This window comes from Verrucomicrobiia bacterium, assembly GCA_019634635.1.
Taxonomy (GTDB): domain Bacteria; phylum Verrucomicrobiota; class Verrucomicrobiia; order Limisphaerales; family UBA9464; genus UBA9464.
This window is the reverse complement of record JAHCBB010000024.1, coordinates 1-22717: the sequence shown is the minus strand read 5'-3', so window position 1 is coordinate 22717 and position 22717 is coordinate 1. Positions and strand designations below refer to the sequence as shown.

The 22717-nt window shown below is 67.4% G+C and carries 16 protein-coding genes and 3 pseudogenes; 4 read left to right on the top strand and 15 right to left on the bottom strand.

Annotated elements, in window-relative coordinates; all coding sequences use genetic code 11:
* Positions 1-27: 27 nt before the first annotated feature.
* Positions 28-228: a type II toxin-antitoxin system VapB family antitoxin gene (locus tag KF791_14955; GenBank protein MBX3733876.1), complete on the top strand. Its 201-nt coding sequence runs from the start codon at positions 28-30 to the stop codon at positions 226-228.
* A 4-nt stretch (positions 229-232) separates the two neighbouring features.
* Entirely contained in the window at positions 233-658 is a 426-nt protein-coding gene (locus KF791_14950; GenBank protein ID MBX3733875.1) for a PIN domain-containing protein, read from the top strand.
* 52 nt (positions 659-710) lie between these two features.
* Here the strand turns inward: KF791_14950 and KF791_14945 are convergent, their stop codons facing one another.
* From KF791_14945 to KF791_14920, 6 genes are all read right to left on the bottom strand, one after another.
* On the bottom strand, positions 711-1571 hold the full coding sequence (locus KF791_14945; GenBank protein MBX3733874.1) for a TIM barrel protein: 861 nt from the start codon (positions 1569-1571) through the stop codon (positions 711-713).
* A gap of 23 nt (positions 1572-1594) precedes the next feature.
* A complete protein-coding gene (locus KF791_14940) occupies positions 1595-3049 on the bottom strand; it encodes a DUF1501 domain-containing protein (GenBank protein ID MBX3733873.1) in 1455 nt (484 codons plus the stop codon).
* A 415-nt stretch (positions 3050-3464) separates the two neighbouring features.
* Positions 3465-4352 carry a complex I NDUFA9 subunit family protein gene (locus KF791_14935; GenBank protein ID MBX3733872.1) on the bottom strand — a complete coding sequence of 296 codons (888 nt, stop codon included), beginning with the start codon at positions 4350-4352 and terminating at the stop codon, positions 3465-3467.
* A 96-nt stretch (positions 4353-4448) separates the two neighbouring features.
* Positions 4449-6542, bottom strand: coding sequence for a hypothetical protein (locus tag KF791_14930; protein MBX3733871.1), 2094 nt, complete (start codon positions 6540-6542; stop codon positions 4449-4451).
* 330 nt (positions 6543-6872) lie between these two features.
* Positions 6873-7310, bottom strand: a complete 438-nt coding sequence (locus KF791_14925; GenBank protein MBX3733870.1) for a hypothetical protein — start codon at positions 7308-7310, stop codon at positions 6873-6875.
* Between the two features lie 61 nt (positions 7311-7371).
* Positions 7372-8643 carry an L-rhamnose isomerase gene (locus KF791_14920; protein ID MBX3733869.1) on the bottom strand — a complete coding sequence of 424 codons (1272 nt, stop codon included), beginning with the start codon at positions 8641-8643 and terminating at the stop codon, positions 7372-7374.
* A gap of 593 nt (positions 8644-9236) precedes the next feature.
* On the opposite strand from KF791_14920, the gene KF791_14915 reads away from it, so the two are divergent.
* Complete coding sequence (locus KF791_14915; protein ID MBX3733868.1) at positions 9237-12968, top strand: VCBS repeat-containing protein; 3732 nt, start codon at positions 9237-9239, stop codon at positions 12966-12968.
* Between the two features lie 21 nt (positions 12969-12989).
* On the opposite strand, the gene KF791_14910 is transcribed toward KF791_14915, so the two are convergent.
* The 5 genes from KF791_14910 to KF791_14890 all read right to left on the bottom strand — a co-directional run bounded on the left by KF791_14910 (position 12990) and on the right by KF791_14890 (position 18494).
* Positions 12990-14708, bottom strand: coding sequence for a TIGR03790 family protein (locus KF791_14910; protein ID MBX3733867.1), 1719 nt, complete (start codon positions 14706-14708; stop codon positions 12990-12992).
* The gene (gene cmk / locus KF791_14905; protein ID MBX3733866.1) at positions 14680-15384 is read right to left on the bottom strand and encodes a (d)CMP kinase; all 705 of its coding nucleotides are present in this window, start codon (positions 15382-15384) and stop codon (positions 14680-14682) included. Before cmk ends, KF791_14910 begins: the two co-directional genes overlap by 29 nt.
* Positions 15384-16649 (bottom strand): 3-phosphoshikimate 1-carboxyvinyltransferase, encoded by a 1266-nt coding sequence (locus tag KF791_14900; protein MBX3733865.1) that lies wholly within the window; start codon positions 16647-16649, stop codon positions 15384-15386. Before KF791_14900 ends, cmk begins: the two co-directional genes overlap by 1 nt.
* Positions 16627-17547 (bottom strand): prephenate dehydrogenase/arogenate dehydrogenase family protein, encoded by a 921-nt coding sequence (locus tag KF791_14895; protein MBX3733864.1) that lies wholly within the window; start codon positions 17545-17547, stop codon positions 16627-16629. Before KF791_14895 ends, KF791_14900 begins: the two co-directional genes overlap by 23 nt.
* 92 nt (positions 17548-17639) lie before the next feature.
* Positions 17640-18494, bottom strand: a complete 855-nt coding sequence (locus tag KF791_14890) for a cobalamin biosynthesis protein CbiX (GenBank protein MBX3733863.1) — start codon at positions 18492-18494, stop codon at positions 17640-17642.
* A gap of 480 nt (positions 18495-18974) precedes the next feature.
* Here KF791_14890 and KF791_14885 point away from each other — a divergent pair.
* Positions 18975-19637 (top strand): annotated as a pseudogene (locus KF791_14885) (transposase).
* A gap of 312 nt (positions 19638-19949) precedes the next feature.
* Here the strand turns inward: KF791_14885 and KF791_14880 are convergent.
* The 4 genes and pseudogenes from KF791_14880 to KF791_14865 form a co-directional block, all read right to left on the bottom strand.
* Positions 19950-20453 (bottom strand): annotated as a pseudogene (locus KF791_14880) (UDP-N-acetylglucosamine 2-epimerase).
* A 715-nt stretch (positions 20454-21168) separates the two neighbouring features.
* A pseudogene (locus KF791_14875) lies at positions 21169-21261 on the bottom strand (transposase).
* Positions 21262-21718: 457 nt separating this feature from the next.
* Positions 21719-22150, bottom strand: coding sequence for a type II toxin-antitoxin system VapC family toxin (locus KF791_14870; GenBank protein MBX3733862.1), 432 nt, complete (start codon positions 22148-22150; stop codon positions 21719-21721).
* Complete coding sequence (locus KF791_14865; GenBank protein MBX3733861.1) at positions 22147-22395, bottom strand: hypothetical protein; 249 nt, start codon at positions 22393-22395, stop codon at positions 22147-22149. The genes KF791_14870 and KF791_14865 overlap by 4 nt, the downstream gene beginning before the upstream one ends.
* Positions 22396-22717 lie beyond the last annotated feature (322 nt).

Here is a 22717-nt window from a genome sequence, read left to right as displayed (position 1 = left end):
ATTGATGAAACTGACGATGATTCGATCATGAGGATCACGATCGAAATCGAAAAAGCGGTTTTGGAGGACTTGGCTGCCATCACCGGGGAGAAAAAGATGAGTCCTGCGGTCAACAAGGCCGTGACCGAGTTCGTCAAGCGGCAGAAGGCCCGGCAGTTCGGTCGGTTGCTCCGGGAAGGGACATTCGACTACGAACTCACCAACGACCAGGTGGAGATGCGGGACTGAGCCTATGGTGCTCGTGGATTCGTCGGTATGGATCGAGGCGATCCGTCGTGCGGGGCGACTGGACGTCAAAGTCGCCCTGGAAGGGTTGCTCGAGGAGTACGAGGCCGCCTGGTGCGGACCGGTGAAGCTCGAAGTACTCGGAGGCGCCCGGTCTGAGGATCGCGCCCGGTTGGAGGGCTGGCTTTCCTGCATTCCCTACCGCACGATGACCGAAGCCGCCTGGAATCTGGCGAAGGAACGCTACTGGGCGCTGCGCGACGCTGGCCAGACGCTGCCGTGGAGCGACGTCCTGATCGGCAGCCTGGCACTGGCATGGAACTGCCGCGTGTACGCCGTGGACCGCCATTTCGAGGTCATGCGGGACCGGATTGGCCTGCGCCTCTACCAGCCCGGATATGGCGGGAGATTTGAACCGGAGCAGGGCAATTGACCCCAGAACCGTCGCCGTCCGCACCGCCCGACGTCCACAAACCAGCCACCGGTCACACGTCGCAAATCGTGACCCCCTGCTTCAGGGAAGCGAGCGGATCCGGACGCGCCGGGATAAACTCCTGGGCCACATGTCCCTGAAATCCGGTGTCCACAATCGCCCGCATCACCGCCGGATAGAAGATCTCCTGCGATTCATCAATTTCATGACGCCCCGGAACGCCTCCGGTGTGGTAGTGGGCGATGTAGGGATGGGACTTGCGGATCGTGGCAATCAAATCGCCCTCCATGATCTGCATGTGGTAGATGTCGTAGAGGAGCTTGAAGTGCTCGGACCCAACGGCCCGGCACAGGTCCACCCCCCAGGCGGTGTGGTCGCACTGGTAATCCGCGTGGTCCACGCGCGAGTTCAACAGCTCCATCACGAGGGTCACCTGATGCTTCTCGGCCACGGGAAGGAGGCGCTGGATGCCGGCGGCGCAGGTCTTGAGCCCCTCCTCGTCGGAGAGCCCCTGCCGGTTGCCCGAGAAGCAGATGATGTTCCGGCAGCCCAGCGCCGCGACCTTGGGGGCGGTGACCTCAAACCATTCGGCGATGGCATCGTGGTTCGCCGCCCGGTTCAGCCCGCGGGTGATCCCCCCGGGCACACCACTGACCATCGCGCAAGTCAGGCCATGCTTCTGAACCGTCGGAATGTCCTCCACCACCAGCAACTCGATGGATCCCAGCCCGTGCTCCCTCCCCCAGCGCGCCAGCTCGTCCAGCGGCACATTCGGATAGCACCATTTGCAGACGGAGTGGTGGATGCGGCCCTTGAGTCCGGTGGCCGCGTCGGCGGCTTCCAGACGACGGGCCAGTCCGGCGAGTGCGGTCGAGGCGGTGGCGGCAAGGGCGGTGCGGCGGGTGAGCTTCATGGGAAGGGAGGGGAGGATCAGAATCAGGCAATGAGATCGCGAATGACGTGGGACTCCTCCACGCCGGTCAACCGCTGGTCGAGTCCCTGATGCTTGTAGGTGAACCGTTCGTGCTGCATGCCCAGCAGATGCAGGATCGTGGCGTGGAAGTCCCGGACGTGCACCGGATTCTCGACGATGTTGTAGGAAAAGTCGTCCGTCTCGCCGTACACCATGCCCCCGCGGGCTCCTCCCCCGGCCATCCACAGGGTGAAGCAGCGCGGATGGTGGTCGCGTCCGTAGTTCTCCCTGGACAGGCCTCCCTGGGAATAGATGGTCCGGCCGAATTCCCCGCCCCAGATGATCAGGGTGTCGTCGAAAAGGCCCCTCGACTTCAGATCCTGGATCAGACCGTAGGTGGCCTGGTCCACGTCGCGACACTGCATGGGCAGGCGTCCGCCCACGTTGCTGTGGTGATCCCAGTTGTTCAGGTACACCTGCACAAACCGCGTCCCCCGTTCGAGGAGCCGGCGCGCCAGCAGGCAGGTGTAGGCGTAGGTTCCCGGCTTCCGGGCCTCTTCGCCGTAAAGCCGGTAGGTGGCCTCCGGTTCCTCCGAGACACGGGTCAGCTCGGGAACGCTGGACTGCATCCGGAACGCCATTTCAAATTGCTGGATTCGCGTCTGCGTTTCCGGATCGCCCAGTTCCCGGTGGGTGAGCTCGTTCAACCGGCGCAGACCGTCGAGTTGACGACGGCGCAGGTCCGAGGGCACTCCCGGAGGGTTGCTGATGAAGAGAATCGGATCGCCGGCACTGCGGAAGGAAACGCCGGCATGCTCACCCGGGAGAAATCCACTCGACCACAGCCGCGCGCTGATGGCCTGGATCTGCTCCTTGTTGGTCGGCTCCGCCACCAGCACCACGAAGCTGGGCAGATTCTCGTTCATGGAACCCAGCCCGTAGCTCACCCACGAGCCGATGCAAGGGCGTCCCGCATTCATGTTGCCCGTCTGCATGTGGCAGATGGCCGGCTCATGATTGATCGCCTCGGTATGCATGGACCGGATGAAGCACAGGTCGTCCACACATTTCGCCGTGTACGGAAGCAGCTCGGTGTTCATCCACATCCCGTTCGAACCCACCTGGCTGAACCGGTATTTGGACGGAGCAATCGGGAAGCGGGCCTGTCCCGAAGTCATCGTGGTCAGCCGCTGGCCCTGGCGGACCGAATCCGGAAGCTCCTTGTCGTACCACGCCGCCATCTTCGGCTTGTAGTCGAACAGATCCATCTGCGACGGACCGCCCACCATGTGCAAATAAATCACCCGTCGGGCCTTCGGGGCCACATGCGGGAGCAGGATCGGGGAACCCTCCCCGGCCATCCCGGTCCCAAGACGCCCCAGCAGGCTGCCAAGGGCCGCATACCCGACCACATTCCGCCCGCGGGCAAAGAACTGTCGCCGGGTTTCCAGCAACCGGACGTTCTCGAGGAGATTCATGGGAGACAGCTACCCGTTGGGACGCCGCTGCGAAAGGAGGAATTCGAGACCGCCGGTGACGTCCCCCGCCTCCCCGGAACCGGTGCACGGAAAAGGGCGGCCATCGGCGTGGATCACGCGAGCGTGGTCCCCTTGGTAACGACCCGTGGGACCGATGGCCGCCCAGAAAACGGCGGCCCGACGCCGGTCGGCGGCGGGCCCAACTCACTTCTCCCCGATATTACATAAGCAAACGCTGTGCCACGGAGCTCACGGGCAATCCGCCGCAACCCGCTTGCGGCGGACGGCGGACCGCCCGGAGGGTCACGGAAACACCCTCACGCCCAATGAGCGCGGAAGCCGTCCTTCGGTTACGAAGTATTCGGGAGACTTACTTTCGGGGTCAGGTGCCACCGAATCCGCAGGGTCCCGACGGTCAAAGCCAGCGGCGCAAACCCGCAGGAAACGGGACGGGCTCGAAGTCGAAGAGGCGGCAGGCGGGCTCAGGATCCCCGATGTTGTCCTCCTGAAGCATCAGGATCTGGTCCCGATTCAGCGGAGGAGCCTTTCCGAGAAGGCTCGGAAACACCCACTCCAGCATTCGCGCCTGGGCGTTTGCGAGACTCCACGGCAGATGGACCCGCACGCGCGAGCGCCCCATCGCCCGGAGAATCTCCGACAGGATCGCGTTCAGGGTCAGCGACTCACGCCCGCAGAGGTCCAGAGTTCGACCGACGCTCTCCTGAATCTCCAGCGCCCCGGCAACGCATCGGGCCACATCCTCCACGGCCACCGGCTGCAACCGGCAGGTGCCCGGGCCCACCACCGGCAGCACGGGCGAGCGGCGGATCATCCCCGCGAAGCGATTCACGAAACCATCCCCTGGACCGTAGATCAGGCCCGGTCGAAGGAGGGTCCAGGTCAGTCCGCTGCTCCGTACCGCCTCCTCTGCCGCCCACTTGGACCGATGATAGCGCGAGCGGGCCTCGGGTCGCGTGCCGAGCGCGCTCATGTGGACGAAGCGTCCGACGCCCCCCGCACGCGCCGCCTTGACGACGTTCCTTGTGCCGTCCACATGCACCCGCTCATACGTCTGGTCCCCCACTTCGCTGATGATCCCAACGAGGTGAACCACCGCCTCGCATCCGTTCAGGGCGCCTGGAAGGGAATCGGGTTTGAGCACGGATCCGGCGAGACCCTCGGCGCCGGGCGGGACCGAACGTGTCCCGCGCGAAAGGACCCGGACCGTGTGTCCACGTTCCTGCAACGCCCCCACAACCGCCCGGCCGACGAATCCCGTGCCACCGGTCACCAAAACGCGCATGAGCTCAAGCTACCGCACCCACCGGTTTCCTGCACGCGAACCGGTGCGAACGGGTGGAGCCCCGCGCATTCACAGGACCTCAAGTGTCCTCCCCCGTCAGGGTGCGGAGGAGTCCCGAACTCTGAAGACACCCCCATCGGCGGTGGCCGGCAGGCTCGCAGCCCCGGCGTTGACGGTTGCCAGGTCGTTCCATGCGCCCTCGCTCAGTGATACCTTGCCCTCGACCACAAATGGAGGTGTCCCCCCGGACCAGGAGAGGTTGATGGTATCCCCGGACACCGCCGCCAACAGCGCGCCAAGGGGCGGATTGTTCGGGGCGGTGGTGATGCGGACGTCATCGAGGGCCACGATCTCAGTCCACCAGGTGGTGCCCGCCCGCACCTCGACGATCAGGTCGGTCGAATCGGCGGGCAGCGGGTACGTGAAGTCCGAGAACTGGCGCGTCAACCGCCGAGAAAACCCGTCCAGTGCATCCGCCATCCATGGTTGAAGGGCGTTCTCCACGCCCTGAAACCGCGCGAGGGTGACCGCGCGCCCCGACTCCCCTTGCGGGTACGCAATGATTTCGAGAAAATCGCCGTCCTCGAAGTCCACCCCGGTTGCCGCAAGGGCCACGGTCAGCCGGAGGTTGGGTTGTCCGGCAACCGGGATTGGCCCCAGGCGCACGGACCGGTGGTTCTGTCCCTCCGGATACGCCCAGCGGTCCAGACCCGCGCCAGCGAGAAACCCCGCACCTTCGAATCCGGTGAAGGGCCCACCATCCAGGAGGCGTCCGGGCGGGTTGTCCGCAGGCCCGTTCAAGAGGACGATCAGAGGCACATCGAGGTCCACGCTTCCTCCGATGGGCAGGTACCCGGTCGCGGCGACGGGTCCGTCCAACCGGACCGGTGAGACCGCCCCCGGCGCACCCAGCAACTCCCAGAAGCCCGAACTCAGCGCGTTGTCCGGCACCGGCCCGGCCCGCCTGGCCACCGAAAGCTCAAGGCTCCCGGGACCCCCGGAGTTGAAGGAGCGCACCTCGAAGACGTACAGGCCGGCTTCGGGGAAGGTCACATCCGCGTAGGCCACCTGGTGGCCGTGCGGGCCGGGATTCTCGAGCACGGTATCGGCCAACGTCAGCCCGTCGCGGTTCAGGTCAATTTGCAGGCGCGCCCCCTTTTCGGATCCCAAGGCAAAGCGGTAGGTGCCCGGAGCGGATACGGCAAGGCGCCCGATGGCCCGCAGTCCCCAGACCCCGAGATAACCACCGGGGATGTCTTCGTCCACCGACCATTGGCCGTCGCGGCCGTCCCAAAAATCAAGTGCCGTCACGGAGCCCTCCGAAATTTCATGGGGCCTGGTCCCTTCAATCATGGCATCCACGTCGGCGAGGCTGGCAACGGTTGCCGGAACGGTCCGGGACACCGTGGCCAGCGGGATGGCACCCTCCGGGAGAAACGGGCCGGTGAGCTCGAAGGGTTGGTCCCCGGTCAAACCCGTGAACCGGCCGGTGCGCCCCCCGGCGGCCGGATGTCCGGGTGTCGCGATGGCGACCGGCCCCGGCTCGAAGATCCGCGCCTCCCCGACGCTGCCCACGAGCAGGTCATCGTAGTCGGGTGCGCTGATGACAATCACCGGCTTCGGCACCAGCACGAACCGGCTCGGCTGGCCCGCGCCCGGCCCATGGATGAACAGGTCGGCCTCGATCGCCAGTTCGTCCGGACTGGCCACCGGATCGTCGTCCAGAACCGTGTGGCCCGCGGCTGCAAGCCGCGCGGCCAGCGCCTGGCAGGCGGCCGCGTTGGGGTGGATCACGACCACCGCGTTGGGGCGGCCGTCCAGGAGCCAGTCCACTGCCGCGTTCCAAAGCGACCAGAACTCCTCCGTCGCGGCGGCGGCATCCACACCCCGCCACGTCATCATCATCCGGCGCGCCGGAATCGCGGGTATCCCGACGGCGGACACCTCAAAATTGTGGGCCCAGAACACGGGCCCCTTCTGATCAGGCTCATTCAACTCCGACTGGATCCGCGCCACCTCGAACACGTCCCTTCCGCTGAGTGTGTACCGCCTGGGCGTGCCCGCCTCGCCGTCATCGTTGAACCCCTCCCGATACAGAAGGGTCTGGCCCGCAACCGGCGCCGCCAGCGCCAGACCGAGGAGGAGGCTGGGAAATGCGAATCGAAACCGGGGCAGCGTACGATGTTCCATGGGATCTCTTTGCCGCCTCGTCATCGGGGTCAACCGACGGATGCTCAAGGCGACTGAAGACCCTAGCAATGCCTCACGGCCACTTCAATGACGCCGAACAGGAGTCCGCCAGGTCTTGGACTGCGCCAGCCCCCTGGCGCTTTGCCACCGCGGCTTCCTTCCGCGTCGGGGGCGCATCCTTCTCCTCCCGCGTTCGTTGAACCCTGGGGGAAAGCGGTAGAGGGCTACCGCACTCCACGACGCTTCGCGACCCCCACAAGCCATCGACACGCCGCCAGGTCTTGGACTGCGCCAGCCCCCTGGCGCTTTGCCACCGCGGATGGTCGTGACCTATGGCATGGCTTGCTCCTCCTCGAATTGGTGGAGTTGGCGATGGAAATCAACCGTCTGCTCCTCGGGTAGTGCCATCAGCCAGTCCAGCAACCGGTAAAGTTCTAAAATGTCCCGCTTTCCGTAGCCCCGCTCGTAAAGCCGCCAGGTCAATTCCCATCGCTCTCCAAGCCGCCGTGCCGGATCACCCGCCGTCCGCTGGGTCGCCAGGTGCGCCGCGATCATCACGGCGGCGGGATTTGTTACGGCGGCGGCGTCCAGTTCGGCCGCCCCGAAATCCAGCAGCTTGCAGCACGGGTAATCGAACGTCAGCGAACATCCCCACAGGTCCTCCCGATAAACCCCGGGCCACCAACCGGGCTCGGTATCCCCCAGCACGGCCAGGCTGGCGACCCGGCATCCGTAGCGATCCGCAATCCGGTGGTGGTAGCGATCCATCCGCCGCAGGAGGAAGGCATGGCTCCGGCAAGGCTTGAGGGGGTGTTGGGGTGCGGTCCGCTCAGTGCCTCCGGGAAAGGACGTCGCGCTCGTACCGTTGAACCACGGCGAGCCAGCCACCGCCCGCTGGGACACCGGAGCGTTCGCAGTAGTGGTCCCAGATCGCGCCCACGGGAAGGGCGCGGGCCTCCTCCTGATGCACCAGCCGCGCCGTAAAATCACCCGCCTGCTCCGCCTCACGGATTGCGGGTGGCTCCAGGAGCGCAGCCAGCAGGCATCGCAACAGCGCCCGGGCGCCAATCACCCAGGCCGCGATCCGGTTGATGCTCGCATCGAAATAGTCGAGTCCGAACCGGATCCGGTCCACGCCACCCATCACGGCCTCACGCGCCACAAGCGCCAGCTCGTCGGTTCCCGTGGCGACGTGGTCGCTGTCCCAGCGCACCCCGCGGCTGACGTGCAGCAGCAGTTCAGGGAAGAAGGGGCGCAGCGCCGAGAGCTTGTCGGCGACCGATTCCGTGGGATGAAAATGGCCCAGGTCCAGACACAGGAGCTTCCGGCGCGTCAGCGCATAGCCCAGAAGCAGCTCATGCGAGCCCACGGTGCAGCTTTCGGCGCCTATGCCGAAGAGCTTAGGTTCCACCGAATCGCGGTGATGACGCGCCGGCAGCGGACGCCGGAAGACGGCGTCCAGGGATTCCACCAGACGTTCCCTCGGTGCGACGCGGTCCGCCGGCGTGTCCTTGAAGCCGTCGGGAATCCACAGGTTCGTCACGCAAACACCACCAAGCGTCTGCCCCATCCCCGCCCCAATGGCGCGGGCGCGGCGGCAATGTTCGATCCAGAAGTCCCGGATCCCGGCATCCGGATGCGACAACGTCAGGCCGCCCGAGGCCTTGGGATGGGCAAAGCAGGTGGGGTTGAAGTCCATGCCGAGGGTGCGGACGCGCGCCCAATCCATCCATCCTGCATAATGCCGCGCTTCAATGGCGTCGCGGTCCACCCGGCCGCCCCCGAATTCACCGTAGGAGGCGTGCAGGCTGATCCGGTGCCGGCCCGGGATCAGGGCGAGTGCCTGATCGAGGTCCGCGCGCAACTGATCCACGGTGCGGGCACGACCCGGATACGCACCGGTGACGGCGAGGCCCCCATCCAGAGTTCCGGCACCGGGTTCAAATCCCCGAACATCATCCCCCTGCCAGCAATGCAGCGACACCGGGATCCGTCCCAGGGCCGTCATGGCGCACTCCACGGACACACCGTGGCCCGCGTAGCGGTCACGGGCGATTTGAAACGACCGGGCGATGCCACGCGAGGAGGAGGGCCGGGACATGTGGGGCCATTCTTCCCGGCCCGGACTCCCCGGGCAATGCCGCGGGCCAGGCTTCCAGTCGCACAATCCGACAACAGAGGGACAGGTCAATGGTGGGCCCGGAGTCTCGTACCCACCACGGGAGTGGGCGTTGGAGCCCCACGATCCGGTGATATCGGTGGGGCAAGGCTCCTGCCGCGCCGTCCGCGTATGCAGTCCCCACGGGCCAGGCACCAGGTTGCCCGTACGGCTCGCCGGGAGTCTCACCCCACCGGAGGTAAATCGGTGGGGCGAGGGTCCTCACGAGCCGTTCGCGCAACCACGACCCCAACGCGTGGCAACTCCACCTACCCACGGCTCGCCGGGAGTCTCGCCCCACCGGGGGTAAATCGGTGGGGGTACGAGGGTCCTCACGAGCCGTTCGCGCAACCACGACCCCAACGCGTGGCAACTCCACCTACCCGCGGCTCGCCGGGAGTTGCCCCACCAGCTCACCCATCGCCCCCCCGGAACCTCACCATGGAGGGACAGGTCAGTGGTGGGTCGCCAGGCTGGCATCTTGGGGCTTTGCCAGGCGTGAGTCCGTCCGTAGCGTCGCGGACAACTCCCCCGCAGTGAACTGTACCGCGCACCGCCCGGTCCCCGCCCGCGCCCTGTCCCTGCCGCTGCGGCTGCACCGCGCCTTGGGCGCCGGATGGCTCTGCGCTCTGCTCGCCGCCTGGCCACGGGTCGGGGCGGAAGCGCCCTCAAACGGGACTTCCCGACCGGGAGTTCACCTCAGTCCCGTCTTCCCCGTCGCGGGACCACGCCCGGGCCCCGGCTTCACCCTGCTGCCACCGGATCGAACCGGCGTCCAGTTCACCAACCGCCTGTCCGACGCCACCGTTGCCCAGAACCGCCTGCTGGAGCTGGGATCGGGCGTGGCGCTGGGGGACGTGGACGGCGACGGCCGGGTGGATGTCTATTTCTGCTCTCTGGAGGGCGACAACGTCCTGTACCGGAACCTCGGCGACTGGCGGTTCGAGGACATCACCGAAGCGGCCGGCGTCGCATGTCCCCGCCAGTTTTCCACCGGCTGCGTGCTGGTGGACCTTGACGGCGACGGCGATCTGGATCTGCTGGTCAACAGCCTCGGAGGTGGCACCCGCGCGTTCTACAACGACGGACACGCCCGCTTCACCGAGGCTCCGGACCCAGGCCTGATGCGAGACTCAGGGGCCACCTCCATGGCCCTTGCCGATGTGGACGGCGATGGCGATCTGGACCTCTACGTCGCCCATTACCGCACGGATACCTTCCATGACCCGCCCATGGGTGTCAGGATCGAATCCCGTGTTCTGGCCGACGGCGGCACGGTGATCGAACCGCGCGACCGGTTCGCCGGCGTGCCCACGCTTTCGGGCGGCGTGTCGGTGCTGGAGCGCGGCGAGGCGGACGCACTCTACATCAGCCGGGGCGGGACCCATTTCGTCGTGGCCCCGTGGAACGTCGGGGTGTTTCTCGACGAATCGGGTGAAGCCCTTCAGGAACCACCGCGCGACTGGGGCCTGGCCGTGATGTTCCGCGACCTCAACGGCGATCACCTCCCCGACCTCTACGTCTGCAATGACTTCGTTTACTGGCCGGACCGCCTCTGGCTGAACCAGGGCGGCCGCCGCTTCCAGGCCGCCGGCCGCACGGCGCTGCGCACCATCAGCCTGTCCTCGATGTCCATGGACGCCGCCGACATCAATCGCGACGGCCACGACGATTTCTTTGTCGGCGAAATGCTCAGTCCCTCCCGTGAAGACCGCGCGCGGCAGCGTCCGGACACCCTCGATTCCGTCGTTCGCTGGCCCGTGGACCACCCGGAGTTCCGTCCGGAGGCGCCCCGGAACACACTGCAGCTCTCACGGGGCGACGGCACGTGGGCGGAAATCGCCCAGTGGGCAGGGCTGGCCGCCACGGATTGGACCTGGTCCGTGGCCTTCCTCGACGTGGACTTGGACGGCTGGGAGGACCTCCTGATGACCACGGGCAACAACCACGACGTGCAGGATGCCGACGTCCAGGAGGGGATCATCCGGTCCGGGAGCTGGCGGTCCCCGGAGCGCCGGCTCCAAGGCCTGTCCGGCATGCCGCGGCGTCCGGCGCCCTCGCTGGCCTTCCGAAACCGGCGCGACCTGACGTTTGAGGACCGGAGCCGCGACTGGGGATTCGATCAGCGCGGGATCGCCCACGGCATGGCGTTTGGCGATCTCGACAACGACGGCGACCTCGACGTGGTCATCAACACGCTCCACGCGCCCGCCCGCCTGCTGCGCAATGACACGACCGCGCCCCGCCTGGCCGTCCGCCTTCGCGGCGCCCGAGCCAACACCGCGGGCATCGGCGGACGGATCCGCGTCACTGGAGGCCCCGTGACCCAGACCCAGGCGATGATCGCCGGCGGACGCTATCTGTCGGGCGACGAAGCGCTCCGGGTGTTCGCCGCCGGTGACGCGCCGGCCCTGGAGATCGAGGTCACCTGGCGCAGCGGACGTCGCAGCGTGGTGCCGGCGGTGCCTGCCAACCACGTGGTGACCATCGAGGAGGTGGACACCCTCGAACCCGCCGCGGCACCAGCCCCCCCGCCCCCGCTGTTCGGTGAGTTTCCCGTCCACGGCGCCACGAACGACGCGGTCCGCCCCTCCGGAGAATTCGACCGCCAACCGTTGCTCCACCGCCGTCTCAGCAACGAGAGCCCCGGAATCAGCTGGGGGGATGCCGATGGAGATGGCGCGCCCGACCTGATCGTGGCCGGGGCCGGAGGCGGTGGGTGGATGCAATTCCGCAACGAAGGCGCCGCCGGATTCCGCGCAAAACCCGGACCGGATGCGGGCCACGACCTCACCAGCGTGCTGATCCTTCCCCGGCCCCGGGGAACGCCACAACTCGTGGCCGGGATCTCCTCGTGGGAGCAGGCCCTGTCCAATACGCCCCCCTTCGCCATCCTGGGTGCGACCACCCCAACGACGCCCGCCACGCCATCCGAGGGCACGAGCACCGGTCCGCTCGCGTTGGCGGATGTGGACCGCGACGGTCACCTCGATCTTCTGGTGGGCGGGCGGGTTCGGGCCGGCCGCTATCCGGAGCCGGGCCGCACCCGGATATTTCGCGGGAAGGACGGGGAATGGACCGATCCCGCGGTGATTTCCGACGGCCTCCGCGTGAATGGCGCGGTATTCACGGACGTGGATGGCGACGGCGACCCGGATCTCATCCTGGCCTGCGAATGGGACAGCCTCCGGTGTTTCCGGAACGACGGCGGGACCTGGGTGGACGCCACCGCCGCGTCGGGGCTGGACCGATGGCGCGGTCTCTGGAACGGCGTGACGACGGGGGATTTCGACGGGGATGGCCGCCTGGATCTGGTGGCATCCAACTGGGGACGCAACTGGCGCCTCGACCAGACGCCTGCCGGCCCGGAGTTCCGTCCGGCCCCGGTGGAACTGGTCTTCGGAGAGTTCGGCGAGCCGGGAGTGGTCCATCCCCTGTTGGTTTCGACCGATCCACTCACGGGACGACGCAGCCCGTGGCGCTCGCGGAGGGCCCTCCTCGGGGCGATGCCCGCGCTGGCGGACCGGGCACCCACGTTTCGGGACTTTGGGCGCCTCGACATTGAACAACTCCTCGGACCGTCAGCGGCCCAGGGGCAGACCCTCCACGCGGACACCTTCGATTCGATGGTGTTTCTCAACCGGGGCGGACGCTTCGAGGGACATCCGCTCCCCATGGAGGCGCAATGGACGCCGGCCTTCGGAGTCTCGGTGGCCGACTTCGATGGCGACGGGAATGAGGATCTTTTTCTCGCCCAAAACTTCTTCGGCGTGGATCCCGAGACGTCCCGCCAGGATGCCGGAGTTGGACTGCTCCTGCTCGGTGATGGCCGCGGGGGCTTTCGGGCACTGGGGCCCCTGGAATCAGGCATCCGAATGTCCGGCGAACAACGCGGGAGCGCCGTCGCAGACGCCGATGGGGATGGGCGACCGGATCTCGCCGTGGGGCAGCACTCCGGGCCGCCCCGCATTTTCCGAAACGTCCGGGGCGTCCCCGGGGTGCGGGTGACCGTGGAAGGTCCACCCGAAAATCCCACTGCAGTGGGCGCAGTGCTGCGGCTCCGAATGGGGGATCGCCGCGGACCCGCACGTGAGATTCATGCCGGCGCCGGTTTCCGCTCCCAGGACGATGCCACCGTGGTCCTCGCCACGCCGGAGACACCGACCGGATTGGAGGTCCGCTGGCCGGGCGGCCGGGTTCAGGAGTTCACGTGGCCCGCGGGGTGCCGGTCCGCCGTCGTCCGCACCGAGGGCATTCGCGCCCGATGATGCCCGACGCCTGCGCCGGGTTCAGTTCCCCGGCGGCTTGGGGGGCGTCAGTCGGTCCACCTCCGCCTTGAGGAACGGGATGTCGTCCTTTCGGTCGAGATCCCTCGCATATCCCAGTTGTTGTCTCCGGACGGCCAGCAGGTCGGGATGCCCGGGAAATTCCTTCACAAACGCCTGCAACGTCGCATACGCGTCGGCCGATTGGTCGAGGATGCGCTGCCAGTCTGCGATCTCCAGGTAGAGGCGCGCCCGTTCGGCAGGAGTGCCGCCGGCATCGAGCGCCCGGCGCCCCCAGGTGACGGACTGCCGGAGTCGCGAACGGTCCGCGTACAGCCGGGCCACCTTGGAGGCCAGCACCACATTGGTCGCGGCGTTCGAAAGCGTCTCCAGGTCCCCGAGGGCACGCCCCACGTCGCCGCCGTTCTGCAGGAAGAAATTCACCCGGTGCAGGATGGACCACGACAGCAGGGGACTTCCGGTGCGCTCCAGCTCCTGCGAGCGGGCGTACAGATCGGGCGAAAACGGCCGGTAAAGGGGATCCCCGATGAGCACGGTCTGCCACGAGAGCACCGGCTGCCCGACCAGCCCGGCCTCCGCGAAGTTCATGCCCAGCGCCAGGCGGGACAGAAACGCGCCGAAGTTGGGTGTCATCTGCAGGTAGGGCTCGTCCACACAACCCAGGGTCACCGTGGCCCCCTTGGCCACCAGCGGACCCACCCAGTTCTGGCTGGGACTTCTCGGGTCGAACGCAGAGTAGGAATGGATGTGATAGGCGATGGCCCCCGTCCGAAAATCCACCGTCGGGAGCGTGAAGGGTCCGGACACGTTTGCATCGTACCAGCCGGCGTAGATGCCGATGTCGGACATCGGGAAACCGACCGGGAAGGTCGCCTCATTCCGGTCCACCTCCGTTTCAAATCCCAGGAGGCGGCAGGTGGCCTCCGCGCTGGCCAGCCATTCGTCACCCAGCTTGTACGAACCGTCCTTCAATCCGCGCAGATCCAGGTAGGCACGCCCCCACAACCCGTCCCGATCGGCTTCCATCGCCTGGGTCACCAGCCCCATCGCCAGCTCCGGCGTCGGCCCATCCAAACGCGACACCAGGAACAATCCGGCCTCCGGACGGATCGCCGCCGCGTTGGTGGAGGCGTAGTGCGGATTCTGGATCGGTCCGGCCAGGGTGAGGGCGACCGGCGCGGGCAGCAGCATCAGGTCGGCATCCACCGCGGCTCCGTTGTTCTTGAGGGTGTCCGGCAGGCTCGCCGCCCCCTCCTCCACCAGCTGGGGATCATGAAGGATCCGGTACGGCATGCCGTACACGGTCACCAGGTACCGGATCTTCGTGCCGGTCATGCGCGACGGCTGCCCGCTGTCGAACTGGGCCAGCCCGCGTTCCGCCAGAATCCGCCGCAAGGGTGCCACGATTTCGGCGTCAAACGCCTGTCGGCTGATCAGGGTGTCCGATCCGCACTCCAGTCCGATGACCTGCGCCTCGGGGACCCCCCGCTGCCGGGCATAGAACTCCGCCACGTCCCGGGAGCGCGGTGCATTGGCGTTGAACAGGACCGCCACCTTGCCGGCTTCATTGCCGCCCACGGGTGGCGCGGCGGCGAACGCGATGCCGAGGGCCAGGACCGCAATCCATCCCCGCCCGGCCGTCCATCGGCGCCCTTCCGTCCCCGCAGTCCCCGGGCGGCCCCCGACCGCCGCCTCATTGCAATCCAAGTCGCTCGACCACATGACGGCGAATGATGGCATACGTTTCGTCCGGAGTCTGCCCGGTGTTGTTGATTCGAAGGGCATCCAGGGCGGGCACCAGCGCCCCCTTCCGGCGCGTGCTGTCCATGTGGTCCCGCCGGGCGGCGCTGGTGCTGCCCCCGCGTCCCTCGATGCGCCGCTGCCGCTCCGACTCATCGGCTTCCAGGAAGATCTTCACCGGCGCCAGCGGAAACACGACGGTGCCGATGTCGCGCCCTTCCATGACCAGCGGCCCGAAGGCCACGCAGTCCCGTTGCCGGGCCACCATCCAGTCGCGCACCCGGCTGATCTGGGCCAGCACCGGCACGGCATGCTCGACGGCGTCGCCCCGGATCTCCTTCTCAGGGAAATACCCCTCGACATGGATCCACGCCTGCCCGGCGACCACCCGGGTTTCCGCCTTCCAACGGCGCATCAGCTGCACCACGGCGGCGTCGTCCGCGGGCGACATGGGCGCCTCCACCCGCAGCCCCTTGCGCAACGCCCACCACGCGAGCGTGCGGTACATCGCCCCGGTATCCACATAGACGAAGCCCAGGTCCGTCGCGAGACGACGGGAGAGGGTGCCCTTGCCCGAGGCGCTCGGGCCGTCCACGGCGACGACGCGCGGCAGCGAAAGGGTCCGCGCCGCACCCTCCTGGGTGGAGGCCTGAGCCATCAGCGGGGAAGCAATTCGGCGGCCCCGGGCCGCGAGCCGGTGACGACGTCCCGGAGGCCCGCGCCCAACCCGGAGGGCGCCGGTCCGGCCAGTTTCTGGAAGAAATTCGGGAAGGTCTTGCGCACGCAGGACGGATCCTGAATTCGGATCCCGGGCACCTTCAAGCCCAGGGTCGCAAAACTCATCGCGATGCGGTGGTCGTTCCACGTCGGAATCTCGGCCCCATGCAGCGGCCCCGGAGTGAAGGTCAGCGTGTCGCCGGACTCCACCACCCGGGCGCCGCAACGCTCCAGTCCGGTGCGCATGGCCATCACCCGTTCGCATTCCTGCACGCGCAGCCGCCCCAGATCGGTGAACCGCACCGGATGCCCCGCCCCGGGCGCCAGGATCATCGCGGTGAGAATGCTGTCGCCGAGATCCCGGTCGCGGGAGACCTCGCCGGGCAGTTCGAGAAAACGCGGGAAGGCCGCATCCACCTGCCATCCGCTCTCCGGCCAGGACCGGATGGTCACCCGCCGTCCCAGCAACGCGCCCGCCGCCCAGAAGTAGCTCGCGCTCGACGCGTCAGGTTCGATCCGGAACGCGCCGCCGGCCCCGGGAAAGACCGAGATCAACCGCCGCGTCATGTCCACATAGGGGAGTTCCTCGGGATGGGCGCCCGTCACCGTCACCTCCCAACCGGCCACCGCCCCGGCCAGCAGCAGCGCGGACGCAAACTGCGAGCTGTCCCCGACCGCGATTTCGACAGGGCCCGGACGCGGCCCGGCCCCGTGAATGACAGCGGGCAGGCAGTCGCCGGGGGCGTCCACCCGGTAGCCCAGCCGGCGCAGGGCCTGCAGGAGCGCCGCCTGCGGACGCTCCTGCATGCGGGGTACGCCCTGGAGGCGGTACACGCCCCGCCCGAGACAGACCAGCGCCGCCAGGAAACGCGCCGCGGTTCCGGCATTGCCCACCTGCAGTTCGAGGGGGGATTCCGGCGTCCCCCCGTTGGGAATCGTCCCGCCAAGGCCGCAGACCCGGAGCGTCCGATTGGCCGTCTCCCCGGGCTCAGCACTCACCGCGATTTCAAATCCGAGCCGGCGCAGGGCCTCCACCATGACCTCGGTGTCTTCGCTCCACAGGGCTCCGGTGAGGGTCACGGGGCCGCTGGCCAGCGCGGCCAGCACCAGGGCGCGGTTGGTGAGGCTCTTCGATCCCGGGATGGTCACCAGGACCGGCGAGCGATCCTCCGGGGGCAGGATTTCAATGAGATCGGGGAGCGGCACGATGGGATTCGCTTGATGCGCCTTCCGCTTCAGCGCCGGACTCCAGCCACGCCTCCCGGCGACGTCGGGCATTCGCAAAGAACTCCTCGATTGCAGCACCATCGCAATCCTCCAGCGCACGCTGGAATTCCTGCAGATCCGCCACCAGCACGCCCAGCGAGCGCCCCACATGCCCGCGATTGGCCAGGACGATGTCCCGCCAGAGTTCGGGCGAGCCGCTGGCGATCCGGGTGGTGTCACGGAACCCGTTCGCGCACAGCAATCCCTGGGTTCGGGCATGGGACGGGCTCAGCACGTAGTTGGCGAGCCCGGCTGCCACCACATGCGGCAGGTGGCTCGATCGGCTCACCAGTTCATCATGCTGCTCGGGCGACAGGGTCAGGAGACCCGCCCCAACCGAGGTCCACAGCGACGCCACCTGCTCCCGGGCGGGCCCATGCGTCCGCTCCGTCGGGGTCATCGCGCACACGGCCCCCTCAAACAGGTCGGCGCGCGCCGCCTCGTAACCGGTCCGCTCCGAACCCGCCATCGGGTGGCTGCCGACAAACCAGGCTCCTGCGGCCTCCAGGATCGGTTCCAGCGCCGAGACCACCGGGCCCTTCACGCTCCCCACGTCGGTCACCACGGTGCCCCGTTCGAGATGGGGCACCAGCAGTCGTGCGAGGGGGGCCATCTGGCCGATCGGCGTGCACAGCACCACAAGGCCGGCACCGGAGACCGCGGCGCCCAGGTGGGCGGTGGCGGCATCCACCACGCCGGCCGCCCGGAGGTCCGGGACGACCTCCGGACGCCGCACATACCCATGCACCTCGGAAGCAAGTCCACGGGCCTTGAGGGCCAGCCCGAGGGAACCCCCGAGCAGGCCGACCCCGACCAGTGTCACCTTGCCGAATGGCACCCCCGCATTAAGCGCGACCCGCGCAACCCCCCAAAGAAAATTTCGAGCCCCCTCCGGATCCGATCGCTCCCGCCCTGCTCCAAACCCCGGTCTCAAGCGCCGGCCAACTCCCGGACCCGCTCAAGGATCACGTCCGGCAGATGGGGCTCCAGTCCGATGCCCGAGGCGTACCACACCCATCCTCCCTCGATGGCCGTCGGATTGATCCAGGTGGGCAACCCATCGCGCAACCGGGCGCGCACCGCCGCCTCCGGCGCCCCGAGCATCATCGGGATGTCCTCAAAGCTGTGCAGTCCGTCACTGATGAAGAACGGCACCATCACGCGGTACGGTGTGGTCGCCAGCCGGTGGCAGGCCTCGATCCGGGGTTCCTCCTCCATGAACACCCCCTCCACCCGGGCGAAGATGCCGCGTGCGCGGATCCGCTCCACCTGGGCCTCGATCGCGCGCCGGGAGTTCTCGTTGTTGCCCGTGCCATGGCCGGCGATGAAGAGGCACACATCCGAGGCCTCCGGCACCTGGCCCCCGGGCAGGGGATGTCGCGCCAACACCTCGCGTGCCCGTGCGAGGATCACCCGGGTCATGCTGGCATGTGTTCCCACCGGACCGCAGTAATGGATGCGGACGCCCCCGCGCTCCTGGATGCGGTCCCAGGCGGTTGCCGTTGAGTCCGGGGCGCGCAGCCCGAGTTCCCGCGGAATCACCTCCTCGGTGAAGTAGCCCTCGCTGATGAACAGCGGAACGACGAACGCTCTGGGGGTGAACACCTGGCGCAGGCAACCGGCGAACGTGGGGTGCTCCTTCCAGTAGCCCGTGACGACCCGTGCGAAGACGCCGCGCGCCCTCAGTGCGTCGGCCTGGACGCGGGTGGGGCGGGAGGAGTCGGCGTTGAGCGTTGAGCCATGGCCCACCAGCACCAGTGTCGCGTCAGTGAAATCGTCGGTCACCACCGGTGACCTTGCCCCCGCCGCCCCGGGTCGCAAGCCGATGCCGTCTTGAGACCCGCTGAGGCAAATCGGCGAGGCAAATCGGTGAGGTAAATCGGTCGGGCAAGGCTCCTGCCGCGCCGTCCGCGTATGCACTCCCCGCGAGTCAGGCACCAAGTTGCCCGCACGGCTCGCCGGAAGTCTCACCCCACCGGAGGTAAATCGGTGGGGCAACACCTGAGGGTAGCCGCGCAAGAGGGTTGATCGGTGGGGCGAGGGTCCTCACGAGCCGTTCGCGCAACCACAACCCCAACGCGTGGCAACTCCACCCACCCACGGCTCGCCGGGAGTCTCGTATTGGTGAGCCGAAGTTGTTCACCGGGGCGGGCGGAGCGGAGCGAGAGCTCCGCCCGCCCGGGTGAACAACTTCGTAGGGGGGCGTGGGTCCGACTTGGGCAATCGCTCCTTTCCTCGCAGGGTGAAGATCGGCTCCGGGAACGTATGGGATCCTCACACGTTTCGACGAGCATGGGGCAACGCACACGCCCGGGGCCGGTCTTCACGATGCGGATACGCATGCTCAGGTGCCGCCTCCACGGCTCTCAATACGACCTGCGCCCCGCTCGTTCAATCCATAGTACTGCTCACATGTCTGACTCCGCTTCACTCCTCCAAGAACCCATCGCCGCCTTCATCGGTTGGGATTGGGGCCACCGCGCTCACGCCCTGGCACTCCAACCCGCGGACTCCTCCTCCATCGAAACGGTGGATCTGGCTCACAGCCCCGAATCGGTTCATGCTTGGCTGGACGGCTTGGAACAACGCTTCCAAGGCCGCACCGTCGCCATCGCCCTCGAAGGCGCCAAAGGTCCCATCTTCACCCTCCTCGGTGAGCGGCCTTGGATCCACATCCACTGCGTTCACCCCGCCACCACCGCCCGCTTCCGCGCCGCCTTCACTCCCTCCGGCGCCAAGGACGACCGCCCCGACGCCCTCCTGCTGCTCGATTTGCTCCGTCACCACCGCCACAAATTCCACCTCCGCCACCGCCCCGGTGCCCCCACCCAGCGCCTCGACCTGCTCTGCCGCCTGCGCCGCGACATCGTGGATCGGCGCACTCAGCTCACCAACCAAATCCACGCCTTGCTCCAGAAATACTTTCCCCAGGCTGTGGACTTCACCGGCGAGCACCTCTACACCCCCATGGCTCTGGCCTTTCTCCAACGCTGGCCCAGTCTGGTACACCTCAAGGCCAGCAAGCCCACCACCTTGCGAAGCTTCTTCTTCCAGCACAACGTCCGCAGCCCCCAGTGCGTCGAGCAACGTCTCCAACACCTGGCCCAAGCCCGGCCCCTGACTTCGGATCAGGACTTGGTCGATATTTGCGTGCTGGAACTGCGCCTGCTCCTTCACCAATTGGCCGGCCTCCAAAAGCATCTGGAGGGCGTGGAAAAAGCCATTCAGCAGGCCTTTGGGGAGCATCCGATCGTCGGCGACGCCGGACCGGCGGTGGTTATCGTTCGCGGTCTCGCTGGTGGTGAAGAACCAGTGGGTGATGGAGTCGGTGACGACGCGGTTGATTTCCTCGGGCATGGTCCAGTCTCCGGAACGGATGCCCCCTCCAACGTGCGCGACCGGAATTCCGGCTTTGCGGGCAACAATCGCGCAGGCCGAGGTCGAGGTGACATTCCCGACCACCAGGCAGAGGTACGAAAGCTCGCGCGCGATCAACGCCTCGTGGCGCCTCATGATGGCACCCGTCTGCTCCGCCTGGGTGCCCGAGCCGGCCTCCAGGTTGACGTGGCTCTCCGGAATGCCGAGTTGCTCGAAGAAGGCGCCGCACATGGCACGGTCGTAGTGCTGCCCGGTGTGGACGAGGCGGTAGCGGAGTGCCAACGGGATCTGCGGTGCGCCTTCTCCCACGGTCCGGGGATCTCCGTGACGACGGTGGAGCGCATGAATGATCGGCGCGATCCTCATGAAATTCGGTCGGGCACCGGCGATCAGGTCGAGGAGGGGCAAGGCAGGCGGGAGGCTGCAGGCGGGAGGCAGGAGGGAGCTACGCGCGGAGCGCCGTGGAGTGCGGCGGCCCTCCGCCGCTTTCGGAGCGGGCCGACGCGTGACCGCGAGGCGGCGGGTCCAGCGGTGCCAGCGGTGGGCAGGGAAGGCCGCAGGGAGTTCAGCGACCGCGGCGGGTGGAGTTGCCGGGTGGAAGTCTGCGGTGGTCGCGGTGGCGCGTTGTTCGAAAACGGCGGAGGACCGCCGTACTCCAAGGCGCTTCGCGACCCCCACAAGCCATCGGCACGCCGCCAGGTCTTGGACTGCGCCAGCCCCCTGGCGCTTTGCCACCGCGGCTTCCTTCCACGTCGGGGGCGCATCCTTCTCCTCCCGCGTTCGTTGAACCCTGGGGGAAAGCGGTAGAGGGCTACCGCACTCCACGACGCTTCGCGACCGAGAGGTCAGCCTTTGGCTCACGCCCAAATCCTCGGATGGAGCCCATGGACCTGCAGCCTCCGGTCTCCAGCCCCCCAGCCTCCTATTCCCGGCGCAACGCCCGTTCAAACGTGGCAAGGTCCGGGGCCAGGACGGCTTCGCGATGCAGGCGCTTTAGTTCGGCAGTGTCCGCCACCGCCAGGAGTTGTTCCCGCAGTGGATAGGAAACGTCGCCGAAGCGGGCCTCCAAGGCATCAAAAACCAATTGTAGAAGGCCCTCCTGACGGCCCTCCTGACGGCCCTCCTGTCGGCCTTCTTGTCGGCCTTCCTGTCGGCCCTGTTGCAGACCCATCCGCTCGATGGTCGTGACGTATGGCATGGCTTGCTCCTCCTCAAACTGGTGGAGTGCGGCAGCCCCCCGCCGCTTTCGGAGCGGGCCGACGCGTGACCGCGAGGCGGCGGTGCCGGCGGTGCCAGCGGTGGGCGGGGGAGGCCTCAGGGAGTTCAGGGACCGCGGCGGGTGGAGTTGTCGGGTGGAGTTGTCGGGTGGAAGTCTGCGGTGGTCGCGGTGGCGCGCCGCCTTACCAGGGCATGGGCGTCCGCGTCTTCATCAGGTGAAGTCGCAGCGTGCTCACGGCGGATCGGGGGCCGAGTGCGGGTGCTCCAAACCGCGACACGCCCGATGTTCTCCCTCCAGTTGAGTCTCAATCTCCTGCGGGTGAAGTTGATCGTAGGCCAGCGCCGCGTGGATAGCGGTCACACATCGCCGCGCCTGTCCGTCCGGCCCTCCGCCGGAGACGCCGCAGCATGGGCTATCCAACCATCACCGCTTGGATGCCAAGCGCAGTGGCGGCGCGGGTCTGGTGAACGTCGTAGGTGTGGATTTGGGCAAAGTTGTGATGCAGGGCCGTGACGAGGTGCAGGCAATCGGCCGCGCGCAGAAAAACCGTCTCCGGCAGAGTGACATAGGTGTTGGCCGCGGCCGCCACAATCGGCCCCGCGAGCGGCAACCAAGTCCAGAACCCGCCAAGGTCGTCGAGGGAGAACTGGTGAACGGCGGCGAGGAAATCGGCCCGGGTCCATTTTCCCTCCCGCAGCCGGCGATGGAAGACGCCCATCAACTCGGGCCGCGCCAGTTCGGACAGGAACACTTCATCCTCCGTCTCGAGCCGCTGGCGCACGGCGGCGGATTCCGGCTCGGGAACGTAAAGTTTCGCGGCAAATGAAGTGTCGCAGCAAATCATCGGTCGCCGCGGACGGCGTTCAGATCATCCAACACGTCGTCACCGGGGGGCCGCGCCATCAGGGCTTCGTATTCCGGGAGCAATGTGCGCCGGCGCCGCTTGGGCTTGAGCAGCGCGGGGTTGGCCAGAACGGCAACCGGTTTGCCGCGATCCGTAACGAAGACCGGCGAGCGTGACGCCCCGATGCGCCGGACATGCTCGCCAGTGCTGGCGTGGAGTTCTTTGATGGTGATGCTCGGAGGCACGATAAACCTTGGGCCTGGATGGGAGCCGCGGTCAAGTGTAACAGTGTCACACACTGCGACGTCACGTCTGGACTGGGGGCACGGCACTCGGGTCGCGTGCCGGTCTGGGCGGAATCAGGTGACCCGGTGTCAGGATTGGAGAATCCCCGCGGATTCGGGGTCGGCAGCAGATGGGGAGGGGTGGTCGTCAAAGGACGAATCACGAATCGGCCACCTCACCCTGGCCCTCTCCCTCAGGGGCGGAGAGGGACGAGGGCGGGAGATACGAACTTGAGGGTTTTGCGCGTGCGGGGGTGGATGGGGCTGCGCGCGAAGCGCCCTG

Excerpts from the sequence above, each read along its gene's own strand:
- KF791_14955 (MBX3733876.1), top strand. The coding sequence starts at position 28 with ATGAGGATCACGATCGAAATCGAAAAAGCGGTTTTGGAGGACTTGGCT.
- KF791_14950 (MBX3733875.1), top strand. The coding sequence starts at position 233 with ATGGTGCTCGTGGATTCGTCGGTATGGATCGAGGCGATCCGTCGTGCG.
- KF791_14945 (MBX3733874.1), bottom strand. The coding sequence starts at position 1,571 with ATGAAGCTCACCCGCCGCACCGCCCTTGCCGCCACCGCCTCGACCGCA.
- KF791_14940 (MBX3733873.1), bottom strand. The coding sequence starts at position 3,049 with ATGAATCTCCTCGAGAACGTCCGGTTGCTGGAAACCCGGCGACAGTTC.
- KF791_14935 (MBX3733872.1), bottom strand. The coding sequence starts at position 4,352 with ATGCGCGTTTTGGTGACCGGTGGCACGGGATTCGTCGGCCGGGCGGTT.
- KF791_14930 (MBX3733871.1), bottom strand. The coding sequence starts at position 6,542 with ATGGAACATCGTACGCTGCCCCGGTTTCGATTCGCATTTCCCAGCCTC.
- KF791_14925 (MBX3733870.1), bottom strand. The coding sequence starts at position 7,310 with ATGGATCGCTACCACCACCGGATTGCGGATCGCTACGGATGCCGGGTC.
- KF791_14920 (MBX3733869.1), bottom strand. The coding sequence starts at position 8,643 with ATGTCCCGGCCCTCCTCCTCGCGTGGCATCGCCCGGTCGTTTCAAATC.
- KF791_14910 (MBX3733867.1), bottom strand. The coding sequence starts at position 14,708 with ATGTGGTCGAGCGACTTGGATTGCAATGAGGCGGCGGTCGGGGGCCGC.
- cmk (MBX3733866.1), bottom strand. The coding sequence starts at position 15,384 with ATGGCTCAGGCCTCCACCCAGGAGGGTGCGGCGCGGACCCTTTCGCTG.
- KF791_14870 (MBX3733862.1), bottom strand. The coding sequence starts at position 22,150 with ATGATTTGCTGCGACACTTCATTTGCCGCGAAACTTTACGTTCCCGAG.